3 protein-coding genes are annotated in these 19,790 nt (G+C 46.0%); all 3 read left to right on the top strand.

All coding sequences use genetic code 11. The features are described from left to right. The first annotated feature begins 12 nt into the window (after nt 1-12). From ABTV53_RS18485 to ABTV53_RS18475, 3 genes are read left to right on the top strand one after another with little or no spacing between them, the layout of a single operon-like run. Nucleotides 13-3,789 carry a condensation domain-containing protein gene (locus ABTV53_RS18485; RefSeq protein ID WP_433745081.1) on the top strand — a complete coding sequence of 1,259 codons (3,777 nt, stop codon included), beginning with the start codon at nt 13-15 and terminating at the stop codon, nt 3,787-3,789. Next, nucleotides 3,779-6,247: a non-ribosomal peptide synthetase gene (locus tag ABTV53_RS18480; protein ID WP_433745078.1), complete on the top strand. Its 2,469-nt coding sequence runs from the start codon at nt 3,779-3,781 to the stop codon at nt 6,245-6,247. The genes ABTV53_RS18485 and ABTV53_RS18480 overlap by 11 nt, the downstream gene beginning before the upstream one ends. Beyond that, complete coding sequence (locus ABTV53_RS18475; RefSeq protein WP_433745075.1) at nt 6,240-19,754, top strand: amino acid adenylation domain-containing protein; 13,515 nt, start codon at nt 6,240-6,242, stop codon at nt 19,752-19,754. The genes ABTV53_RS18480 and ABTV53_RS18475 overlap by 8 nt, the downstream gene beginning before the upstream one ends. Nucleotides 19,755-19,790: the final 36 nt, after the last annotated feature.

The raw sequence follows: 19,790 nt of genomic DNA, 5'->3' as shown, positions 1-19,790 counted from the left end.
GAAACCGTTCGAATGTCATTTCATACTAGCCTCCAACGTTATATAAGACATGAGCTCCCGGTTCAACAACTTTCTATATCCATGCGGGCAATGACCTCTTCCGGGGTCTGGGATGAACACTGGACCCAACCGACTGCTTCCAGCGTATTGAAGGGTCAGGAACATTTCAAATATGGGAAGAGACCGAAGTTGTGGGAATCACAACCAACTCTTTCGGCTGCTGGGGAGCCAGCAATTCAGATAGGTAAACCGCTTGATTGTTCAGGACATCCTAAGACACTTGCTGAGGCTTTTGATCTGACCGTCAGGAATCATCCTAAGAAGAAATTGTATTATAAAAAGGAAAATGGGGAAGTCCGAATATCAGATTATATGGAATTGTCTCAGGATGCTGAACGCATCCTTCAAGGACTGATTCAACAAGATGTCCGGCCAGGGGATTCCATCATTTTGCAAATTGAACGGATAGATCACCTAGTAGCTGCACTCTGGGCTTGTATACTTGGCGGTATAAACCCAGCACCGCTGAAGCCAGCTCTTCACTTGCCATCCGATCACATGGATCACACAAAGCTGAAACAGGTGTGGGAGTTATTGGATTGTCCGCTCATTGTAGGAGATTCTGCTGGTACTTTCGAAGGGGAGGGCACACGTGAAGAAGCGGTAATTTCGGTAAATGAGCTGTTGCGGCATGAGCGTTCCCAGGAAAGGCACAGTAGTGACCCCCATGCCCCTGTCCTTACCCTCTTTACATCAGGAACAACAGGTACTCCGAAGTGTGTCCGGTATCAGAATCGCCAGATTCTTGCGAACATTATAGGGATTAAACAACATCTGGGCCTGACGTCGGATGAGATCACCTTGAATTGGATGCCTCTCTATCATGCTGGTGGATTGTTAACCAATCATATCCTCGGAGTTGTGCTGGGCAGTGAGCAAGTGTTAAGTTCCGTTGAGCGTTTTTTGAATTCGCCAATCTCATGGCTGGAAGATATAGAGGAGCATCAAGTCACATTCACCTGGGCTCCTAATTTTGCCTATGCACAGATGAATCAGCAGCATGAAGCCGTTCATGCCAGACAATGGGACTTGTCATCCATTCGGACCATATTGAATGTAGGTCAGCCGATTTCAGCTCGAACAGGCAAAGAATTCCTTCATCAATTAGTTCCGTTTGGGCTTAGAGCTGATAGTATTGTTCCTGCATATGGCATGACTGAATTTTCCGGCAGTCTCTGCTTCAGCAGAACGTTTAATCAATCCGAGACAGGTGGAATTCAGCATATTGTTAAGGGGTCGATGGATAGCGAATTGATCTTTGCAGATTCCCCCATTACGGACGAAACAATAGCCTTTGTCGAGATTGGAGAGGTGATTCCCGGCATAAGTCTGCGTATAGTAAATGATTGCAATGTTCCGCTTCCCGAAGCTCATGTGGGGAGAGTTCAACTCAAGGGAGATTCAATCATAACGGAATACTTCAAGAACAAGGAAGCGACTAACAACGTATTGACAGGCGATGGGTGGTTCGAATCAGGGGATCTCGGTTTTGTTAAAGATGGAGTGTTGACATTAACAGGCAGAGAAAAAGATGTGCTGATCATGAACGGCAAAAATCTATACAACTATGAGATTGAAGCCGTGATGAAGCAAGTATACGGTCTTGATGCTGACTACGTGGCAGCAGCAGGAATATCTGGTGGAGAGTCCGGCAATGATCAACTGTTGTTATTTTATACACCCCGGAATGACGATGAAGGATTAAATCTGTTCGTCATTCAGGAGATGAGAGGTAACATCTCGAGACAATTTGGCGTCAATCCAAGGTTTATCGTTCCGGTGAGCAAAAGGGAATTCCCTCGTACACCTACAGGTAAAATCCAGCGGCTACAACTTGTAGATTTACTACTCGATGGGCAATTTGATGAAACGCTCAATCGAATAGAGTGTATGCTGCATGAACGTCAGCAGGCTCAGATGATGATGGAAGAAGAGGTTGCAGCAACTTCTGTTGAACAGGCTGCTTGGGTACAGGCAGAAGAAGAGGGTTCCGGGGGAGCACAGATCCAGCAGGACAAGCTGTGCATTATTCACTACACATCAGAGCAGGATCATTGCCATGAAGCTTTGGTGTACACCAAAGTACGTGAATATGTAAAGGAACATAATGTACTTCTTGACCGAATTGAAGTGTACAGACAACCTCATATAGGTGAAGGAGCAGTGGTTTCTTCTAAGCACTATTCATTTCTTGAAAAGGCATTTCAATCGGTCTTGGGATTGACCCAGGTGACCTACCATGATGATTTCTTTCAGCTTGGTGGTGACTCCCTTCGCATGACTCGTCTGCTCGCGATGATCGCTTCCGAGTATAAGGTGCATATTCCGGTACAGCATTTTTTCAGACAAGCAACCATCAATGGAATTCTTCAGGAATTGCAGAATGCGGAACCGTTGAAGAATCATATTCCTATCCCGGTACAGCAGCAACGAACGGAGAAACTTCCACTTACATTGAAACAAAAAAGTCAATGGGTTCTGCACATGATTGCTCCAGAGAGCGCCTTTTATACCAATACTTGTTCAATTCACTTTACTGGTGTTGTTCATATATACAGGCTTCAGAATGCTTTAAGAGCACTGATTATGCGGCATGAGGCCTTGCGTATTCGCTATGGTGTTCAAGATGGGGAACCATATCAATATGTTAAGGAACAAGGATTTGAAATAGAAATCAGACGGGTGGATCTTACCCAGCTCCAGGAAAATGAAAGGCATGTTGCAATCAGGATGGAGATTGATCAGGAAGCAAACATGCGGTTTGACCTTGTGAACGATGCATGTCTTCGGTTGTGCCTGATTGATTGCGGTCCAGACAAACATATCCTGGTTGTGTCCATGCACCACATTATCTCTGATGGCTGGTCAGTAGAGATCTTCACCAACGAATTGCTGCAATTATATAACGCGGAGTTGGGAGATTCGCATCGAATACTGCCGCCACTTTTTGTCTCCTATTCGGATTATGTGCTCTGGCAATACTCCTTGGAGCAGAGCAGTGATTCTCCGCTGTGGGAACTGAAAGAGTACTGGATCAATAAGCTTAACCGAACATTACCTATCATACAGGTACCCTATGATTTTCCGTATCCGGAGGCCAGAACGTATAAGGGAAATACGATCGAACGTATCGTAGACTCCCAGTTGACCTCCAGGACATTAGTGAAGACACACCGATCAGGGGTTACGCTCTTTATGCTCTTATTCGCGGTATATGGCTACCTGATCCATCGTTTTAGCAGACAGCCGTATATCCCCATTGGTACCGTAATGTCGAACAGGACCCGTGCCGAGGTGGAGAATATCATTGGATTTGTAGCGAATACCGTTATTTTACCCGTCGAGTTTAGTGAAGATATGACGTTCGATGATCTGCTGGAACAAGTTAAAGGAATGTCCCTGGATGCTTATCAACATCAGGAAGTACCTATAGAAATACTGCTACCTGACCTTTCGTATCATACGGCACCGGGATCAACACCGGGTTTTCAAGTCATGTTCACGCTGCAAAATGAATTTACACACCATTATCAGCTTCAGGATGTAGCTGTACAGTTGATAATTGAAGCAGGAAGTACATCCAAGTATGACTTGATTCTACATGTATATGAAGAGTCGGATATTCTTAGGCTTCGTATGGAATACAACACGGATGTGTACAGAATGGAAACCATCGAAAGGCTTCTAGAATTCTATATCACCATGCTGGAAGGGGTTGTTGAGCATTAAGCTGTCGAGTCTGAATACATTGCCTGATACTGAGAGGCGTATACTTCTGGAGCAATTCAATGATACGAAGACCACATACCCGCGAGAAGCAACACTGATCAGTTTGTTTGAGGAACAGGCGAAACGATCCAGTGAACGGATTGCCTTGCGTTATGAACATACGGAGATGACGTATGCATCATTAAATAGTAAGGCCAACCGCTTGGCAATATATCTTCGACAGCAAGGCGTGAGACCAAATCAGGTTGTAGGCATTTTGTTTTCACGTTCACCCGAAATGGTTATCAGCATTCTTGCCGTACTTAAGGCAGGTGGCGCTTATATGCCGATTGATCCCGAGTACCCGAAGGAACGTATTCAATACATGCTTGAAGATAGTCGAGCACAATTCTGTATTACGGAAGAGCAGGAGTATCTGCCTGAAGAAATGTCGATTAAGGCAATCGTCCCCGACCTGCTGGATGACGATGGAATGGAAGGCATCTACGCAACTAATCCGAAACAAGTGAATCGACCATCGGATTTGGCTTACATCATCTACACATCAGGATCAACGGGCAAACCAAAAGGGGTCATGATTGAACATTCCAATGTGGTCAGGTTGCTTTTTAATGACCGAAACTTGTTTGACTTCACCAAAGAAGATGTGTGGACAATGTTCCATTCATTCTGTTTTGATTTTTCGGTATGGGAGATGTACGGGGCGTTATTGTATGGTGCCAGATTGATTATAGTTCCTCTGAATGTGACAAGGGAGCCAGCACAATTCTTATCGTTGCTACAGAAGGAACAGGTTACCATTCTGAACCAAACGCCGACTGCATTTTACCGAATCGCTAAACTGGAAGTACAGTCAGACCTGGATACACCGTTGGCTGTTCGAAAGGTGATTTTCGGCGGAGAAGCTCTTCAACCTATACAACTACTGGAATGGAAGAAAAAATATCCTCAAGCTCAACTCATTAATATGTATGGAATTACGGAAACAACGGTACATGTGACATATAAGGAAATGGAATGGGATGATATCCAAGGCAAAACAAGCAACATTGGGAAACCCATTCCTACGCTTCAAATTTATATTCTCGATGAACAGCGGGAATTGGTTCCGATCGGTGTGGAAGGGGAGATTTATGTTGGCGGTGAAGGCTTGGCTAGGGGATACCTGAACCGAGAAGAACTGACCGCCGAACGGTTCGTTCCCCACCCCTTTGCACCCTCGCAGCGGTTATATCGAACTGGAGATCTCGCCCGGTGGCAGATGAACGGTGAACTTGAATATTTGGGAAGGATCGATCACCAAGTCAAAATCAGAGGTTTCCGAATCGAGCTTGGTGAGATTGAATCCAGACTTTTGGAGATAGATGGGATACAGCAAGTAGTCGTAACGGTCAGGGCAGGGGATACAGGAGAGAGCGTTCTCTGTGCATATTATGTCTCTGAACGACTTCAGCAGAGCAAAGATTTACGAACAAGGCTGTCTCAACATCTGCCGCAGTATATGCTGCCTGCTCATTATATTCAAATGAAGGGCCTGCCAATGACACTGAGCAACAAAGTCGATATCAGAGCACTTCCCGCTCCTAGCGACAGTGTGACTCCAATGGATGTTACCGATTTGGTTATGCCAAGCCATGAACTGGAATGGCAGATGCTGAGCATTTGGCAGGAGATGTTGGATAACCGCAATATGGGGGTAGAGTGTGATTACTTTGAGCTTGGCGGAGACTCCATTCGTGTAATTGAACTGATCAGCCGAATGAACAGAGAACTTGGACTACATATCCAAATTGCTGATATGTACGATTATCCAACAATTCGCGAACTGGCTAGACATCGTGCTTCCCTTCATGTACCCGATCCCGTCCGGAACGAGATTGAGATGGAGTTATTACAGATGCGTACAGAGTGGCTGGCGAACCCGACATTACGAGCCTTGTTACCCTCCAATGTGGAAGATGTGTATCCCATGAGCGATATTCAGCAGGGAATGGTGTTCCATTACATGAAAAATGAAGGTCTGGGTGTATATCACGATCAGTTTATATATCAGATTCATGAGCATCGAATTCAGGCGCTGAATCTTAAAACAGTCATGAATGAACTCATAAACAGGCATCCCATTCTGCGCACTGGTTTCAATATTTCCGATTTTCCCGTACCTGTCCAATATACTTGTGAACGTATACATTTTGATATTCAGGAGGTCATACTGGATAGCCTGGACAGCGAATCGATAGAACAGGAAATTCGGAATTATATGGAGCTTGACCGGAAGCGGCCATTTGATATCCAGCAAGCTCCGCTCTGGCGTCTGGTGATTTTCACCTCCCAGGAGGAGTCATATGTGGGGTGGATCTTTCATCATGCCATACTGGATGGATGGAGCGTTGCCGTCTTCATGTCGGAATTACTGAATTTGTACGGTGCTCTCAAAGGAGGGGAAGTCAGTGCCTGATCCGTTAAAAACGAGCTACAAAGATTATGTTATTGATCAGATGGCCCAATCTAGAAATTCGTCCATTATGGAGTATTGGCGTGAAGAATTGCTGGATTATCGAAAATACTCATTCCCGGAACATCCCGAGATTCATAATGGCAATTCAGTAGCCAACTCAACAGTAACTCTCCTTCCATCGGAACTGTACACACAGTTAAAAGAAGCGGCACGTAATCAGCGTGTTACGGTTAAATCTTTGTGTCTGTCTGCATTCGTCACATCATTATATATGTTGTCCTATGAGGATGATATCCTGATCGGGCTTGTCGAGAATGGACGTCCTGTCCACGAGGATGGCGCACGCATATTGGGCTGTTTCCTAAATACCGTTCCTATGCGCACGCTATTTGACGCTATGGTGAACTGGGGAGACATTACTCAAGATGTGTATCGTAAACAAGCTGCACTCAAAAAGTATGGCCGGTTGTCCCTTGTTCAGATCCTAAATGCAATTGGGGAGCAAAGCAGCCGAGAAAATCCGCTATTTGATATCGCCTTTAACTATATTGATTTTCATGTGTATGAGTCTGTGGAAAAAGGAATGTTTGAATTTAAGTCTTACAGCTATGAGAAAACAAACACTCTCCTTGATTTTAGTATTTCAGTAACTCTCGGTGAGTTGTCCGTCAAGATGGTGTCATCTTATGCCACAGCATTCACAGATCGGCTGCTTAACGTATATCTGAGAGTTCTTGCTTGCTTGCTTGCCAAACCTGAACAGAAGATCGATACAGCCGATATTATCACGGAGGAAGAACACACATTACTCGGAACTTACAATGACACAACTGCCGAATACCCTTATGAGGCAACCATTGTAGAACTGCTCGAGCAGCAGGTTATACAGCAATCTGAGCGAACTGCAATTGTCATGGGGGAGGAGCAATTATCATACCGAGAATTCGGTATGCGAGTTGATCAGTTTGCAATTCAGTTGCTCGAATCCGGTATTGAACCTGGACAGAACATTGGACTTATTTCAAGGCGGTCCATAGAAATGATAACGGCCATTTTCGCCATTTTGAAAGCAGGATGTACCTATATTCCGCTGGATCCGGAGTTCCCGACGGAGCGAATTCGTACCATACTTGCAGATAGTGATGTGGCTGTACTTATTGCTGAGAAGGATCTGTTCATCAGCGGCTATAAAGGCAAGCAGATCAATCTGTTCAAGCAGGAACAGTTGAGGAGTGACTGCGAGCGGCAAGCTGTGGACATGTTCACGAAATGCCACAGATCCGCTGAAGATGTGGCCTATATCATGTATACATCGGGGTCTACAGGTAAACCGAAGGGTGTACAAACGACACACCGTAACATTGTGAAGACCGTAATCAATAACGGTTTTATGGATATTCATGAAACGGACCGGATGTTGCAACTCTCCAACTACGCATTTGATGGTTCAACATATGAAATATTCGGTGCTTTACTTAACGGAGCTACGCTGGTGCTGATTCCCAAGGAAACCGTGCTCAACGTGTCGGAGCTTGCTGATACGCTGGAGCGTGAACGAATCACTTCGGCTTTTATGACTGTTGTACTGTTCAATGCCGTTGTTGAGTGGGATGTTCAATGTTTGAAACATGTGAGAAGGCTTTTCTTTGGCGGAGAGGCTGGATCCAAAAAACATGTGGAGAAGGCTCTGCAGGTTTTGGGGAATGACCGGATTGCTAACGGATATGGTCCGACGGAAACGACCGTTTTTGCAGCGACTTATCTGGTCAATCAACGTTTGCTGGATTATAACACAGTTCCCATCGGAAGACCTGTTCACAATACCCAGGCTCATGTAATGAATCGAAAAGGACAACTTCAACCTGTTGGAGTACCTGGCGAGTTGTATATTTCCGGAGATGGACTTGCCCAAGGTTACCTGCATCAGGCTGAGTTAACCGAAGAACGCTTTGTAATCGGTTCTGCTGGAGAAAGAATGTACAGAACAGGCGACCTTGTTCGCTGGCTGCCGGATGGAAACCTCGAGTACATGGGAAGATTGGATCAGCAAGTGAAGATTCGTGGAAACCGGATTGAACTTGGCGAGATTGAGAGCAGGCTATCCAGGATTGAATCGATTCAGGATGCTGTGGTCATGACAGAGAAGGATGAGCAGGGACATACCTATTTATGCGCGTATATCGTCCCGAGAGATAACAAAACTCCTGTGTTGGACTGGAAAAAAGAGCTGAGGCAGACCCTGCCTGAATATATGGTTCCCAATACGTTCGTTACACTGGAAGCCTTTCCCATGACACTGAACGGTAAGCTCGATCGGAAGGCGCTTCCCAAGCCCACGAGAAGACAGACCAACCATTTCGTTGCTCCGGCTAATGTGTTTGAAGAGAAATTAGCTCGTATTTGGGAAGAGGTACTGGATATACAGAGCGTCGGAGTAGAGGAGCATTTCTTCGAAATTGGAGGACATTCACTTAAAGCTATGATGCTTGTGTCCAGAGTGCAGAAGGAAACTGGCTTAAAGGTTTCACTACAGGATGTATTCATCATGCCTACGATTCGGGAGATGGCCATGTGGATCATGGCAGCACGCTCGACAGACCAACCTGGAGAAGAACTTGTGCCCGTACCCTACAGGGACACGTACCCGGCATCTACTATCCAACAACGGATGTACATTGTTCAGCAAATGGAAAATGCAGGTGTAAGTTATAATATGCCTTTCCTGCTTCGGTTAAATGGCAAGCTGGATGTGAATGCCTTGGAGAGATCAATGCAGATGCTGATTCAGAGACATGAGGCATTGAGAACTTCATTCGAGTTACACCATGGTGAACTGCGGCAGCGTATTCACGGACCTGATCAGATATCTCTTGAACCGTTGCGCCTCGAAGAAGCTTCATTAGCAGAGACGGAGGAATCGGCTATCCAGTCGTTTGCTGAACAATTCATCCAGCCATTTGATCTGGGAGAAGCTCCTTTGTTCCGAAGAGGATTACTTCGGATTAACGAGAAATGTCATGTGCTACTGCTTGACCTGCATCATATTATTTCGGATGGACGATCGATAGAGATTCTGATATCCGACTGGGTTAGGTTATATCAGGGGCAGTACCTTTCGGACCTGAGTGTGCAGTACAAGGATTATGCTGTCTGGGAACAGGAGAGATATCTTCAACAAGAGGCATATAACAAAAGTCAGGAGTACTGGTTGTCCTTGTACAAAATCGAAGTCCCTGTTCTTGAAATACCAACAGATCATCTGCGCTCGCCGATCCGCCGTTTTGAGGGAAGTCGTGTGAACTTAACGTTAGAACCTGCTCTCGTGAGTCAATTAAAAGATACGGCAATGACCAATCAACAGACCTTATTTATGCTTATGATGGCATCCTATCAGATTCTGTTGTCCAAATATTCAGCTGCAGACGATGTTATAGTGGGCACTCCTTTTACATGCAGAGATACCATCCAGCATGAAGAAATGGTAGGCATGTTCGCCAACACACTGGCACTTCGAAGTGAACCCAAGGCAGAACTATCGGTAAGCGTATATCTGGAGAAGATGAGAGAAATTACGCTAGCAGCGTATCAATACGGTCGATATCCACTGGAAGACCTGATAGATCGCTTGTCACTGCCGTTTGATTCAAGTCGACATCCATTGTTCGACACGATGTTTATGCTACAGGATTCGGCAACAGCACAGATGCATATACCGGGACTTGAGGTCGAGTATGCAGAGTGGGATCATCATGCATCAAAATTTGACATGACATGGGTCTGTACATATTCCGAAGATGATATGACGGTATCTGTTGAATATCGAACGGATCTGTGGGAGTCACATACCGTAAAACGGATGTTACAACATTATGTACATTTGCTGCAGCAGATCGTGGCTTTCCCGGAACTGAAAATCGGGGAACTGGAGCTTGTAACCGAATCGGATATTGCACAGATAGATGTATGGAATAACAGCGATGCAGATTATCCTCAAGATGCTTCTGTGGCTGAGCTGTTTGAGCAGCAGGTAGAGCTCGGCAGCGCGAATCCGGCCGTTGTGATGGACGGGTACCGTGTTACGTATCGGGAGTTAAATGATCGCGTGAATCGTCTTGCACGATACCTTATTTCACAGGGCGTTCAGTCTGGGCAACGTGTCGGGCTAATCATGGACCGCTCCATTGAGGTCATTGTTGCAATGCTCGCCATTCTCAAGAGCGGAGGGGCCTACGTCCCTATTGATCCAAGCTTTCCGGCGGACAGGAAGACATTCATGTTGATGGATAGCGGGGCAAGGTGGTTGATTGCAGACCATCCTGATCAGATCCCCAGCTATGAGGGTGAAGCTCTGATTTTTAATGAAAATGTCTGGGCACACGAATCCAATCAGAATCCGGTTCTTATTCGAAATAATGTGAATAACAGCGCATATGCCGAGTCTCCTGGCCCGGAAGATCCCTTATATATCATGTACACCTCTGGTTCCACCGGCACCCCAAAAGGGGTAATTACGACACACCGCAATGTGATCAAGACGGTAATTCATAATGGTTACGTGGATATCACCCCTGAGGACCGCTTGCTACAGATATCTAATTATGCGTTTGACGGATCGACCTTTGACATCTATGGTGCCCTGTTACACGGTGCTGAACTTGTTCTGTTGAAACGGGAAGATGTGCTGGATGGGAGTGCTCTCGCCAAGGCCATTCGCGAACAACATATCACGATCGCTTTCATGACAACAGCCCTATTTAACACACTGGTAGATCTGGATCCGGCATGCTTGAACGGGACTAGGAAAATTCTCTTTGGCGGTGAGAAAGTATCCGGGACACATGTCAAAAAGGCTGTTGATCTACTTGGCAAGCATAGACTTGTACATGTATACGGCCCGACAGAAACGACGGTATTTGCCACATTTTACTCCATCGTTTCTGGTGAATACATTCCAATTGGTCAGCCAACGAATAACACAAAAGTGTATGTGCTGAACCATGAAGGCAAGCGATTGCCTGTTGGTATTCCTGGCGAGTTGTATATAGGTGGACAAGGACTTGCCCAGGGATATTTGGGACAACCGGAGCTCACCCGTGACAAATTTATAGCTAGCCCATTTATTCCGGGAGAACGTCTATATCGGACTGGAGATCTGGTTAAATGGCTGCCGGATGGAAATCTGGAATTCATTGATCGAATAGACCATCAAGTGAAGATTCGTGGCAATCGGATCGAACTGGGGGAAGTAGAGGGGCGCCTGCGTAAGCTTTCAGGTATCCATGAAGCGATAGTGATGGCCGATCGTGACGATCAGGGTCACTCCTATCTATGTGCGTATACTTTACTTCAGGATGGAGAAGCCAAGCAGTCCTTTCAAGAACTGGTAACGATGTGGAAGCAGGAACTCAAGCAACAAATGCCGGAATATATGGTCCCAACCGTCTTTTCCATTTTGAATGAGATACCGCTTACTCCGAATGGAAAGATTGATCGGAAGAAACTTCCGAAGCCGACAATTGTACGAGGCCAGCAATATGTTCCTGCAGAGAATCCGGTCCAACAGAGCTTGATTGAGATATGGGAAAGCGTTCTAGGCATTAAGAAGATAGGAATACAGGATCATTTTTTTGAATTGGGCGGACACTCTCTTAAAGCCATGTTACTAGTAGGCAAGATTCACCAGGAACTTGATGTCAGACTTACCTTGCTGGATGTATTCCAGGCCCCAATTCTTCGGGACATGGCTGGATGGATTCAGAAGGCCGCTCGGAATCAGTATAGAGCCATTGAGCCGGCTCCGGTGATGCAGTCATATCCTGTTACATCAGTTCAGAAACAGATCTATTATGCCCAGCAATATGAAAACAGTGGAACAAGTTATAACATGCCGATGTTATTTGAAATCTCAGGAGCATTAGACACGGCTCGGCTGGAAGCATGTTTTAGACGGGTCATCGCACGCCATGAAGCCCTGCGGACATCATTTGATATGGAACATAGCGAGTTAATTCAACACATTCATTCGATAGATGAAGTGGAGTGGAAACTTGAAAGGTGGACTATGGATTCATTGGAATCCTCGATCCAGGAATCGGATGGAACTGAAACAGATCCAATGTCTGGCGTGATGTCCACTTTTGTTAAGCCGTTTGATTTGGCAGAAGCACCGCTGATCAGGGCAAGTGTAATTGAAATCGATAAGGAACGGTATGTACTGGCGCTGGATACACATCACATTGTGTCTGACGGAGTATCTACTCATCTGATATATGATGAACTGTTTGATCTTTATCAGGTACGGGCACTTGATCCGATCCGTGTTCAATACAAGGATTATGTGATGTGGAAGCAGAAACAGCAGACGAGCCGTGCCTACGAGGAAGCACAGCAATTCTGGTTGGATCAGTACTCGGAATTCGAGAGTTCCGCAGAACTTCCAATGGATCGTGCACGTCCTGCCATCAGATCGTACCGGGGGGCATCCTATGCATTTGGTTTGCCAAGTAAGAAGGTACAGGAATTGAAAAGAGCAGCAGCCGGTTACGGGGCTACTCCATTCATCCTTCTTTTATCGGTGTATGGCCTGATGTTGTCTAAATATACGGGTGATGAGGACATCACCATAGGGGCACCGATTGCCGGACGAGAACATGTAGATGTGGAGCCCACTGTGGGGATGTTTGTAAACACGCTGCCTTTGAAGCTTAGTGCAGCTGCTGATCTGACGGTTGGTGAATATATCCAGCATGTCAAAAAATATATGCTGGCAGTACATGAACATGGTATGTATTCTCTCAGTGATCTATTAGACAAACTTCATTTTTCTTTTCAGCCGAACCGAAACCCCTTATTTGACACACTGTTTGTACTGCAGGATGTGACGCTTCCCGTCAAAACACTTCAAGATATATCTGTTTGTAAGTTGGATTGGCATGGACAGCAGGCCAAATTCGATATGTCCTGGGTATGGCATGAAGACGGGGATGAACTCGTGGCTGAGGTTGAATACAGTTCAGATTTATGGGACCGGGTTACCATCGAACAGATGACTCGTCATTATGTTTATTTGCTGGAACAACTATTGAATAGCATGGATACGAAACTGCGGGATCTGGAGCTGCTTACCCCGCTAGAACAAAAGTATTTTAGAGAGCTTAATAAAACTGATGCTGAATATCCAAGAGACTGGACTGTCACGGATGCATTTGAATCCATGGTACTAGAACAACCAGAACACGAGGCACTCCTGTACGGTACAGAGAGTGTGACTTATGGACAACTGAACGAACGCGTAAACCGGATGACGACATTACTCAAGCGACGTGGAATTAAGCCTGGTGACTACGTCGGACTATTAACACATCGTAAACCGGAGATGATTATTGCCATCCTAGCGATATTAAAAGCAGGAGGAACGTATGTCCCTCTCGATCCCAAATTCCCTGAAGACCGATTAACATACATTTTACGGGACAGCGGAGCGCAGTGGCTCATCATGGAGCAGTATCAGACCCTTGATTCCTACAAGGGGACAATTATCCCCCTGCTCGAACCGCAAGTTTATGCAGAGGGTAGTTCGATACAGATACCAATCTCCTATTCAGCAGAGCAGCCTGTCTATGTCATGTATACCTCGGGATCTACCGGAATGCCCAAAGGTGTGGTAACGAGTCACCGCAATGTAGTGAAAACCTGTATCAATAACGGATTTGTTGAAATTGGGCGAGAGGATCGAATGTTACAGTTGTCCAATTATGCATTTGACGGGGCCACATATGAAATCTTTGGAGCACTTCTTAATGGAGCAACGCTCGTGCTTATGCCTAATCAACATGTTCATGATGTGTCGTATCTTACACGCACATTGAGACAAGAGAGGATCACGAGTCTTTTCATGACAACCTCCCTGTTCAATACGGTAGTTGATTATGACGTACACAGCCTGCGTGGTATGAGGAAACTGTTTATTGGCGGAGAAGCTGCCTCGGTGAATCATGTAATTAAAGCGTTGGATGTGCTGGGAGAACATCGAATTGTAAATGGTTATGGCCCGACGGAGACAACCGTATTTGCAGCAACGTATTCCATTGATGAGAGAGTAAGGGAAACCGGGCGTGTTCCCATTGGCCAAGCCATTCATAATACAAGGCTCTATGTATTGAATACATGGGGCAAACCCCAACCTGTGGGAGTTCCTGGAGAATTGTACATCGGAGGCGAGGGTCTGGCTGCAGGATATCTGGGACAACCGGAGCTGACAGAAGAGAGATTTCTGGCCTGGCACATGGAAGGGGAAGATAGGGTCTATCGTACAGGAGACCTCGTAAGGTGGTTAAAGGATGGCACCATTGAATATTTGGGTAGATTGGATCAGCAAGTGAAAATCCGTGGAAATCGGATTGAGCTGGCAGAGATCGAGGAGCGGATCCTCGCTCTAAAAGAGGTCAATGAAACTGTAGTTACTGCACATCGTGATGACCAAGGGCACTCCATGTTGGCGGCGTATGTTGTAATTGACCCTGCAAGTATACTTGACTTGAATGAAACGAAGAACGAGCATCAAGCCGAGAACTGGAGAAGAATCTTAAAAGAAACACTTCCTGAGTATATGATTCCATCCATATTCATCGAGCTCTCATCCCTACCGCTTACACAGAACGGGAAGCTGGACCGAAAAGCTCTGCCTAAACCTGACCTTGCCAGACTGTCTTCAAATTATGTGGCTCCTTCAACACATACGGAGAAGGAACTGGCACAATTATGGATTGAAGTTCTGGACCTCGCACAAGCGGGCTTGCAAGATCATTTCTTCGAAATGGGCGGGCATTCACTAAAAGCAATGGTTCTCATAGCGAAGGTACAGGAGAAATGGGCTATCAAATTAAGCATGCCTGATTTATTTAATGCTCCAACGCTGCAACAGATGGCCTCCTTGATTGACCAAGGGGACAAGCAGAATCATACTCGTATCCCGCGTGTCAAAGAACAAGACGATTATCCCGTGTCGTCGGCACAGAAGAGATTATATCTGGTGGAACAGTTCGAGGATACCGGGACAAGTTACAATATGCCCATGGTACTAAGGATGAACGGGAAACCCGATGTGACCCGTCTGGAGCTTGCGTTGAGAGGACTTATTCATCGGCATGAATCACTAAGAACCTCCTTCAGAATGGTTGATGGTGAGCTGCGACAGCACATTCATGACCTGAAGGACATGCATTGGGAACTGGAACTTATAACTGAACCTGAAACGCTTGCAGGTCTTGAGAGGAATGAACAGCTGGCTCGGTATATTGGCACATTGGTCCGGCCCTTCGATCTGGGATGTGCACCGCTTATGAGAGCAGGGTTATGTGTACTTTCAGACAGAGAATATGTGTTGGTCTTGGACATGCATCACATTGTTTCGGACGGAGTGACGACCGGAATTCTGTATCAGGATTTTATTCAACTCTATCAGGGACATCCTCTTGATGAGATGACAGTTCAATATAGGGATTACACCGTGTGGATGAGTGAACAGAAGAACAAGTCGGCCTACCTGACGAGTGAAGATTACTGGCTTAAGCGGTACGAGAAAGACATCACCGTATTGGACATCCTCACAGAGGGGCGTCGCCCAAGCCGGCGACAATTCACAGGTTCTTCCCATACGTTTGAACTGAGTCCTCAGCTGAGTGGCGCAGTGAAACAGTTAGCACAACAGACAGATGCAACACTCTTCATGGTGATGTTGGCAGCGTATAACATTCTTCTGTCCAAGTACACGGGGGAAAAAGATATTGTTGTGGGCATTCCATTTGCGGGAAGGACTCATACGGATATCTCTTCCGTTGCAGGCATGTTCGTTAACACGTTGGCGCTGAGACAAGAATTGTGTGGTGATCTCCAGATTCACGAGTGGATCGGTCATGTGCGCAGGGACACGTTGCTGGCTTATGAACATGGAGAGTACCCATTGAATGAACTTATTGAGAAGCTGCAAATCGCAAGAGATCCAGAGCGCAATCCGTTATTTGACACCATGTTTGTTCTACAGGATGCCAAACCCCGGACGGTAGAACTGCAAGAGTTGCATATTGAACCTCTGGATTGGACGAGTAACACTTCTAAATTCGATATGACTTGGGTAGTTCACGAGAATCAGGAATCTCTTAAACTGACCATAGAATATGCGACAGACCTTTACGAGCATTCTCAGATGGAAAATATGGCGCTTCATTATGAGCATGTGTTAAGACAAATGTCCACCTCTCCAGACATATTACTGGACGAGATCAGGCTGATCACTCCCTCGGAAGAGCAGGAGATCCTGGGACAGTTCAACGACACTTACGCAGAGTATCCGCGTGATCGTACGATTAGCCAGCTGTTTGAAACCCAAGCATCGCTTCGTCCCCATCATACGGCGTTGCACTTTTATGGGGAGACGCTAACTTACCAGGAGCTTCACCAGAAGGCTTGTCAGCTTGCAAGTTATCTTGAGCAGAGCGGCTTACGCCGTGGAGATGCTGTCGGCTTGTTGGCAGACCGTTCGATTGACATGATTGTGTCGATCTTGGGAATCTTGCGAGCAGGAGGTGTATATGTTCCGCTGGATCCATCCTATCCACATGAGAGAATGATCTACATGCTCGAACACTGTAATGCAAGTATGCTCGTTGCTCCATCGGATAGACCTCTCCCTGGGTTCAAAGGGTTCGTGGTTCCATTGGAAGAGTCCAGTCGAACCTTATTAGAGAAGGACAGATTATCTGTTCAATACGATGGTAATCCAACGACATTACCGGATGAAGCGACCATGCCAGCGTACATTATGTATACTTCAGGATCGACCGGATTACCGAAAGGTGTGGTCACTACACACCGAAATGTCATTAAGACAGCGATGAATAATGGATTTATCCATATCGATGAACAGGATCGTATGTTACAGCTCTCCAACTATGCGTTTGACGGATCAACTTATGAGATCTTCGGTGCATTATTGAACGGGGCAACGCTTGTACTGATCAGCAGAGAGGACATGTTGGATATCAACAAGCTTTCCTCAATTATGAAGGGGCAGCGGATCACATCTGCCTTTGTAACTAGTGTACTGTTTAATGCGCTAGTCGATCATGATGTAACCTGTCTGCAACATGTGCATCGATTATTCGTCGGAGGAGAGGCGCTTTCCAAATCTCATGTCATGCACGCTCATCAATATCTGGGAGATGATCGGATCGCGAATGGGTATGGTCCGACCGAAACAACCGTTTTTGCAACGACATATAATGTCGGACGTAATCTGGCAGGTCACGGTTCGGTTCCTATTGGAAGACCCATTCATAATACGAAAGCCTATATTCTCAATGCGCAAGGCCATCTTTTACCTGTCGGTGTAGCAGGTGAACTATATATTTCCGGTGAGGGTGTAGCAGAGAGATACGTCGGAGATCCGGATCTGACGCTGAACAGGTTCATGGAAGATCCATTCTGTCCTGGTGAACGAATGTACCGGACAGGGGACAGAGTCCGCTGGATGCCTGATGGCTGTATTGAATTTCTTACACGGATCGATCATCAGGTCAAAATTCGCGGGCACCGAATTGAACCGGGAGAGATTGAGTCAAGGCTGATACAGCATTCTTACGTACAGGAAGCGGTCGTTGTTCCTCGTCAGGACAATACAGGATATTATCTGTGTGCTTATATCGTTTCATCGGAAGGATTCCAAGAACAAGAGCTCAGAAAGTATGTTCAGCAGAGTTTGCCCGAATACATGGTGCCGTCGTATTTTGTACCGATTGCAACGCTCCCGGTAACGCGTAACGGCAAGCTGGATCGAGGTGCTCTCCCTGCACCGGATCTGAACAGCATAAAAGGGGATTATCGTCCACCTGTAACTCAAGAAGAACAAATATTGGCCCAAGTCTGGTCAGAAGTACTGGGTGTGGAACGTGTGGGAATCGACGACAACTACTTTGTCCTCGGAGGAGATTCCATCAAATCCATACAGATTGCTTCAAGACTCACTCGTCATCAGCTCAGACTTCAGGTCAAGCATTTGATGCTGTATCCGACAATCGCGGAATGTGTCGAGTTTTTGGAACATATGGAAACGAGGAAAGAGCAACGAGACATCATTGAAGGAGACATCCCTCTCACTCCAATTCAACAATGGTTCTTTGCACAGGGGTACAGCAACATGAATCATTGGAATCAATCCATGATGCTATACAACCGAGATGGGTGGGATACGGACACGGTAAATGAGGTGTTCCATAGACTTTGTGAGCATCACGATGCGCTACGTATCCAATTCGATATCCAGCCGGATGGTGTGGTACAGCGTGTTTCCCCAATAGACAAGGATAAGGATTTCCTTGTGGAAATACATGAAGTGGAAGCTGACTATGATCATGCCCACCTTGAACGTCTTGCGACAGCGATTCAATCCAGGGTGAACCTGGGACATGACTTAATTCAGCTTGGTGTGTTCAGAACACCTGAAGGTGACCATCTGCTTATTGCAATGCATCACCTTATTATTGATGGTGTATCATGGCGAATTCTGCTGGAAGATTTCCACTGCTTGTATCAGGCTATTCTCCTGGGTGACAAGACGGTGAGGTTGCCTGAGAAGACAGATTCCTATGCCTTCTGGAGTCGTGAACTTCAGAACTTAGCCACAGCGGAAGAGTTGAAGCTCCAGCAAGCCTACTGGCACAAGCTAAATCAGAAAGCACTACAGCTTCGCGATCATCACGATAAACCTGGTTTGCTCAAGCAAAGCAAAACAGTGACCTTGGAACTGGAACCTTACAGAACGAGCCAGCTATTGACTGAAGTTCATCGTGCGTATCACACCGAAGTTATGGATATTCTGTTGACGGCCCTCTCCATGACGTATGCAAAAGACATTGTTATCGATCTTGAAGGACACGGGAGAGAAGGCATACTGGACCATGTGGATACCACAAGGACCATAGGCTGGTTTACCACGATCTATCCTGTGCTTCTCCGTACAACTCATGAAGAACTTGGTGAAGCTCTGCGTCATACAAAAGAAATGCTTCGTGGCATTCCTGACAAGGGAACCGGGTATTCAATCCTGAAATATCTGACTTCCGAGTTGAATTTGGAGGAGCCACCGTGTGATCCCGACATTGTCTTCAATTACCTGGGGCAATTTGGAGGAGATACACAAGGCGAGTCGTTTATCATGTCATCCATGCCTATGGGCGAATTGATTAGTCCACTTAACCGAATGTCCCATTTCGAAGAGTGGAACTGTGTTGTCGATGAAGGGAAATTTCAACTGATCCTTCGTTATGATCCTTCAAGGTTGGATGAGAAAGATGCTATGGAACAAGTATCCAGATATGGATTGAATCTGGAGAAATTGATAGTGCACTGCCTGACTCGTGAAGCTGAGGAATATACACCCAGCGACTTTAGCGATGCAGACCTCACGTTGGATGAACTTGATGATATCTCGGATATCATTGGCAAGCTGTGAGTTTTCCGGAGATTCCTGGAAATGTAAAGGAATCTC

Source organism: Paenibacillus amylolyticus (genome assembly GCF_050990605.1).
GTDB lineage: Bacteria > Bacillota > Bacilli > Paenibacillales > Paenibacillaceae > Paenibacillus > Paenibacillus amylolyticus_H.
Note: the sequence above shows the minus strand (reverse complement) of the source record. Positions and strands in the feature narration are given on the sequence as shown.

Coding starts and splice junctions, on each gene's coding strand:
- ABTV53_RS18485 (WP_433745081.1), top strand. CDS start 13: ATGTCATTTCATACTAGCCTCCAACGTTATATAAGACATGAGCTCCCG.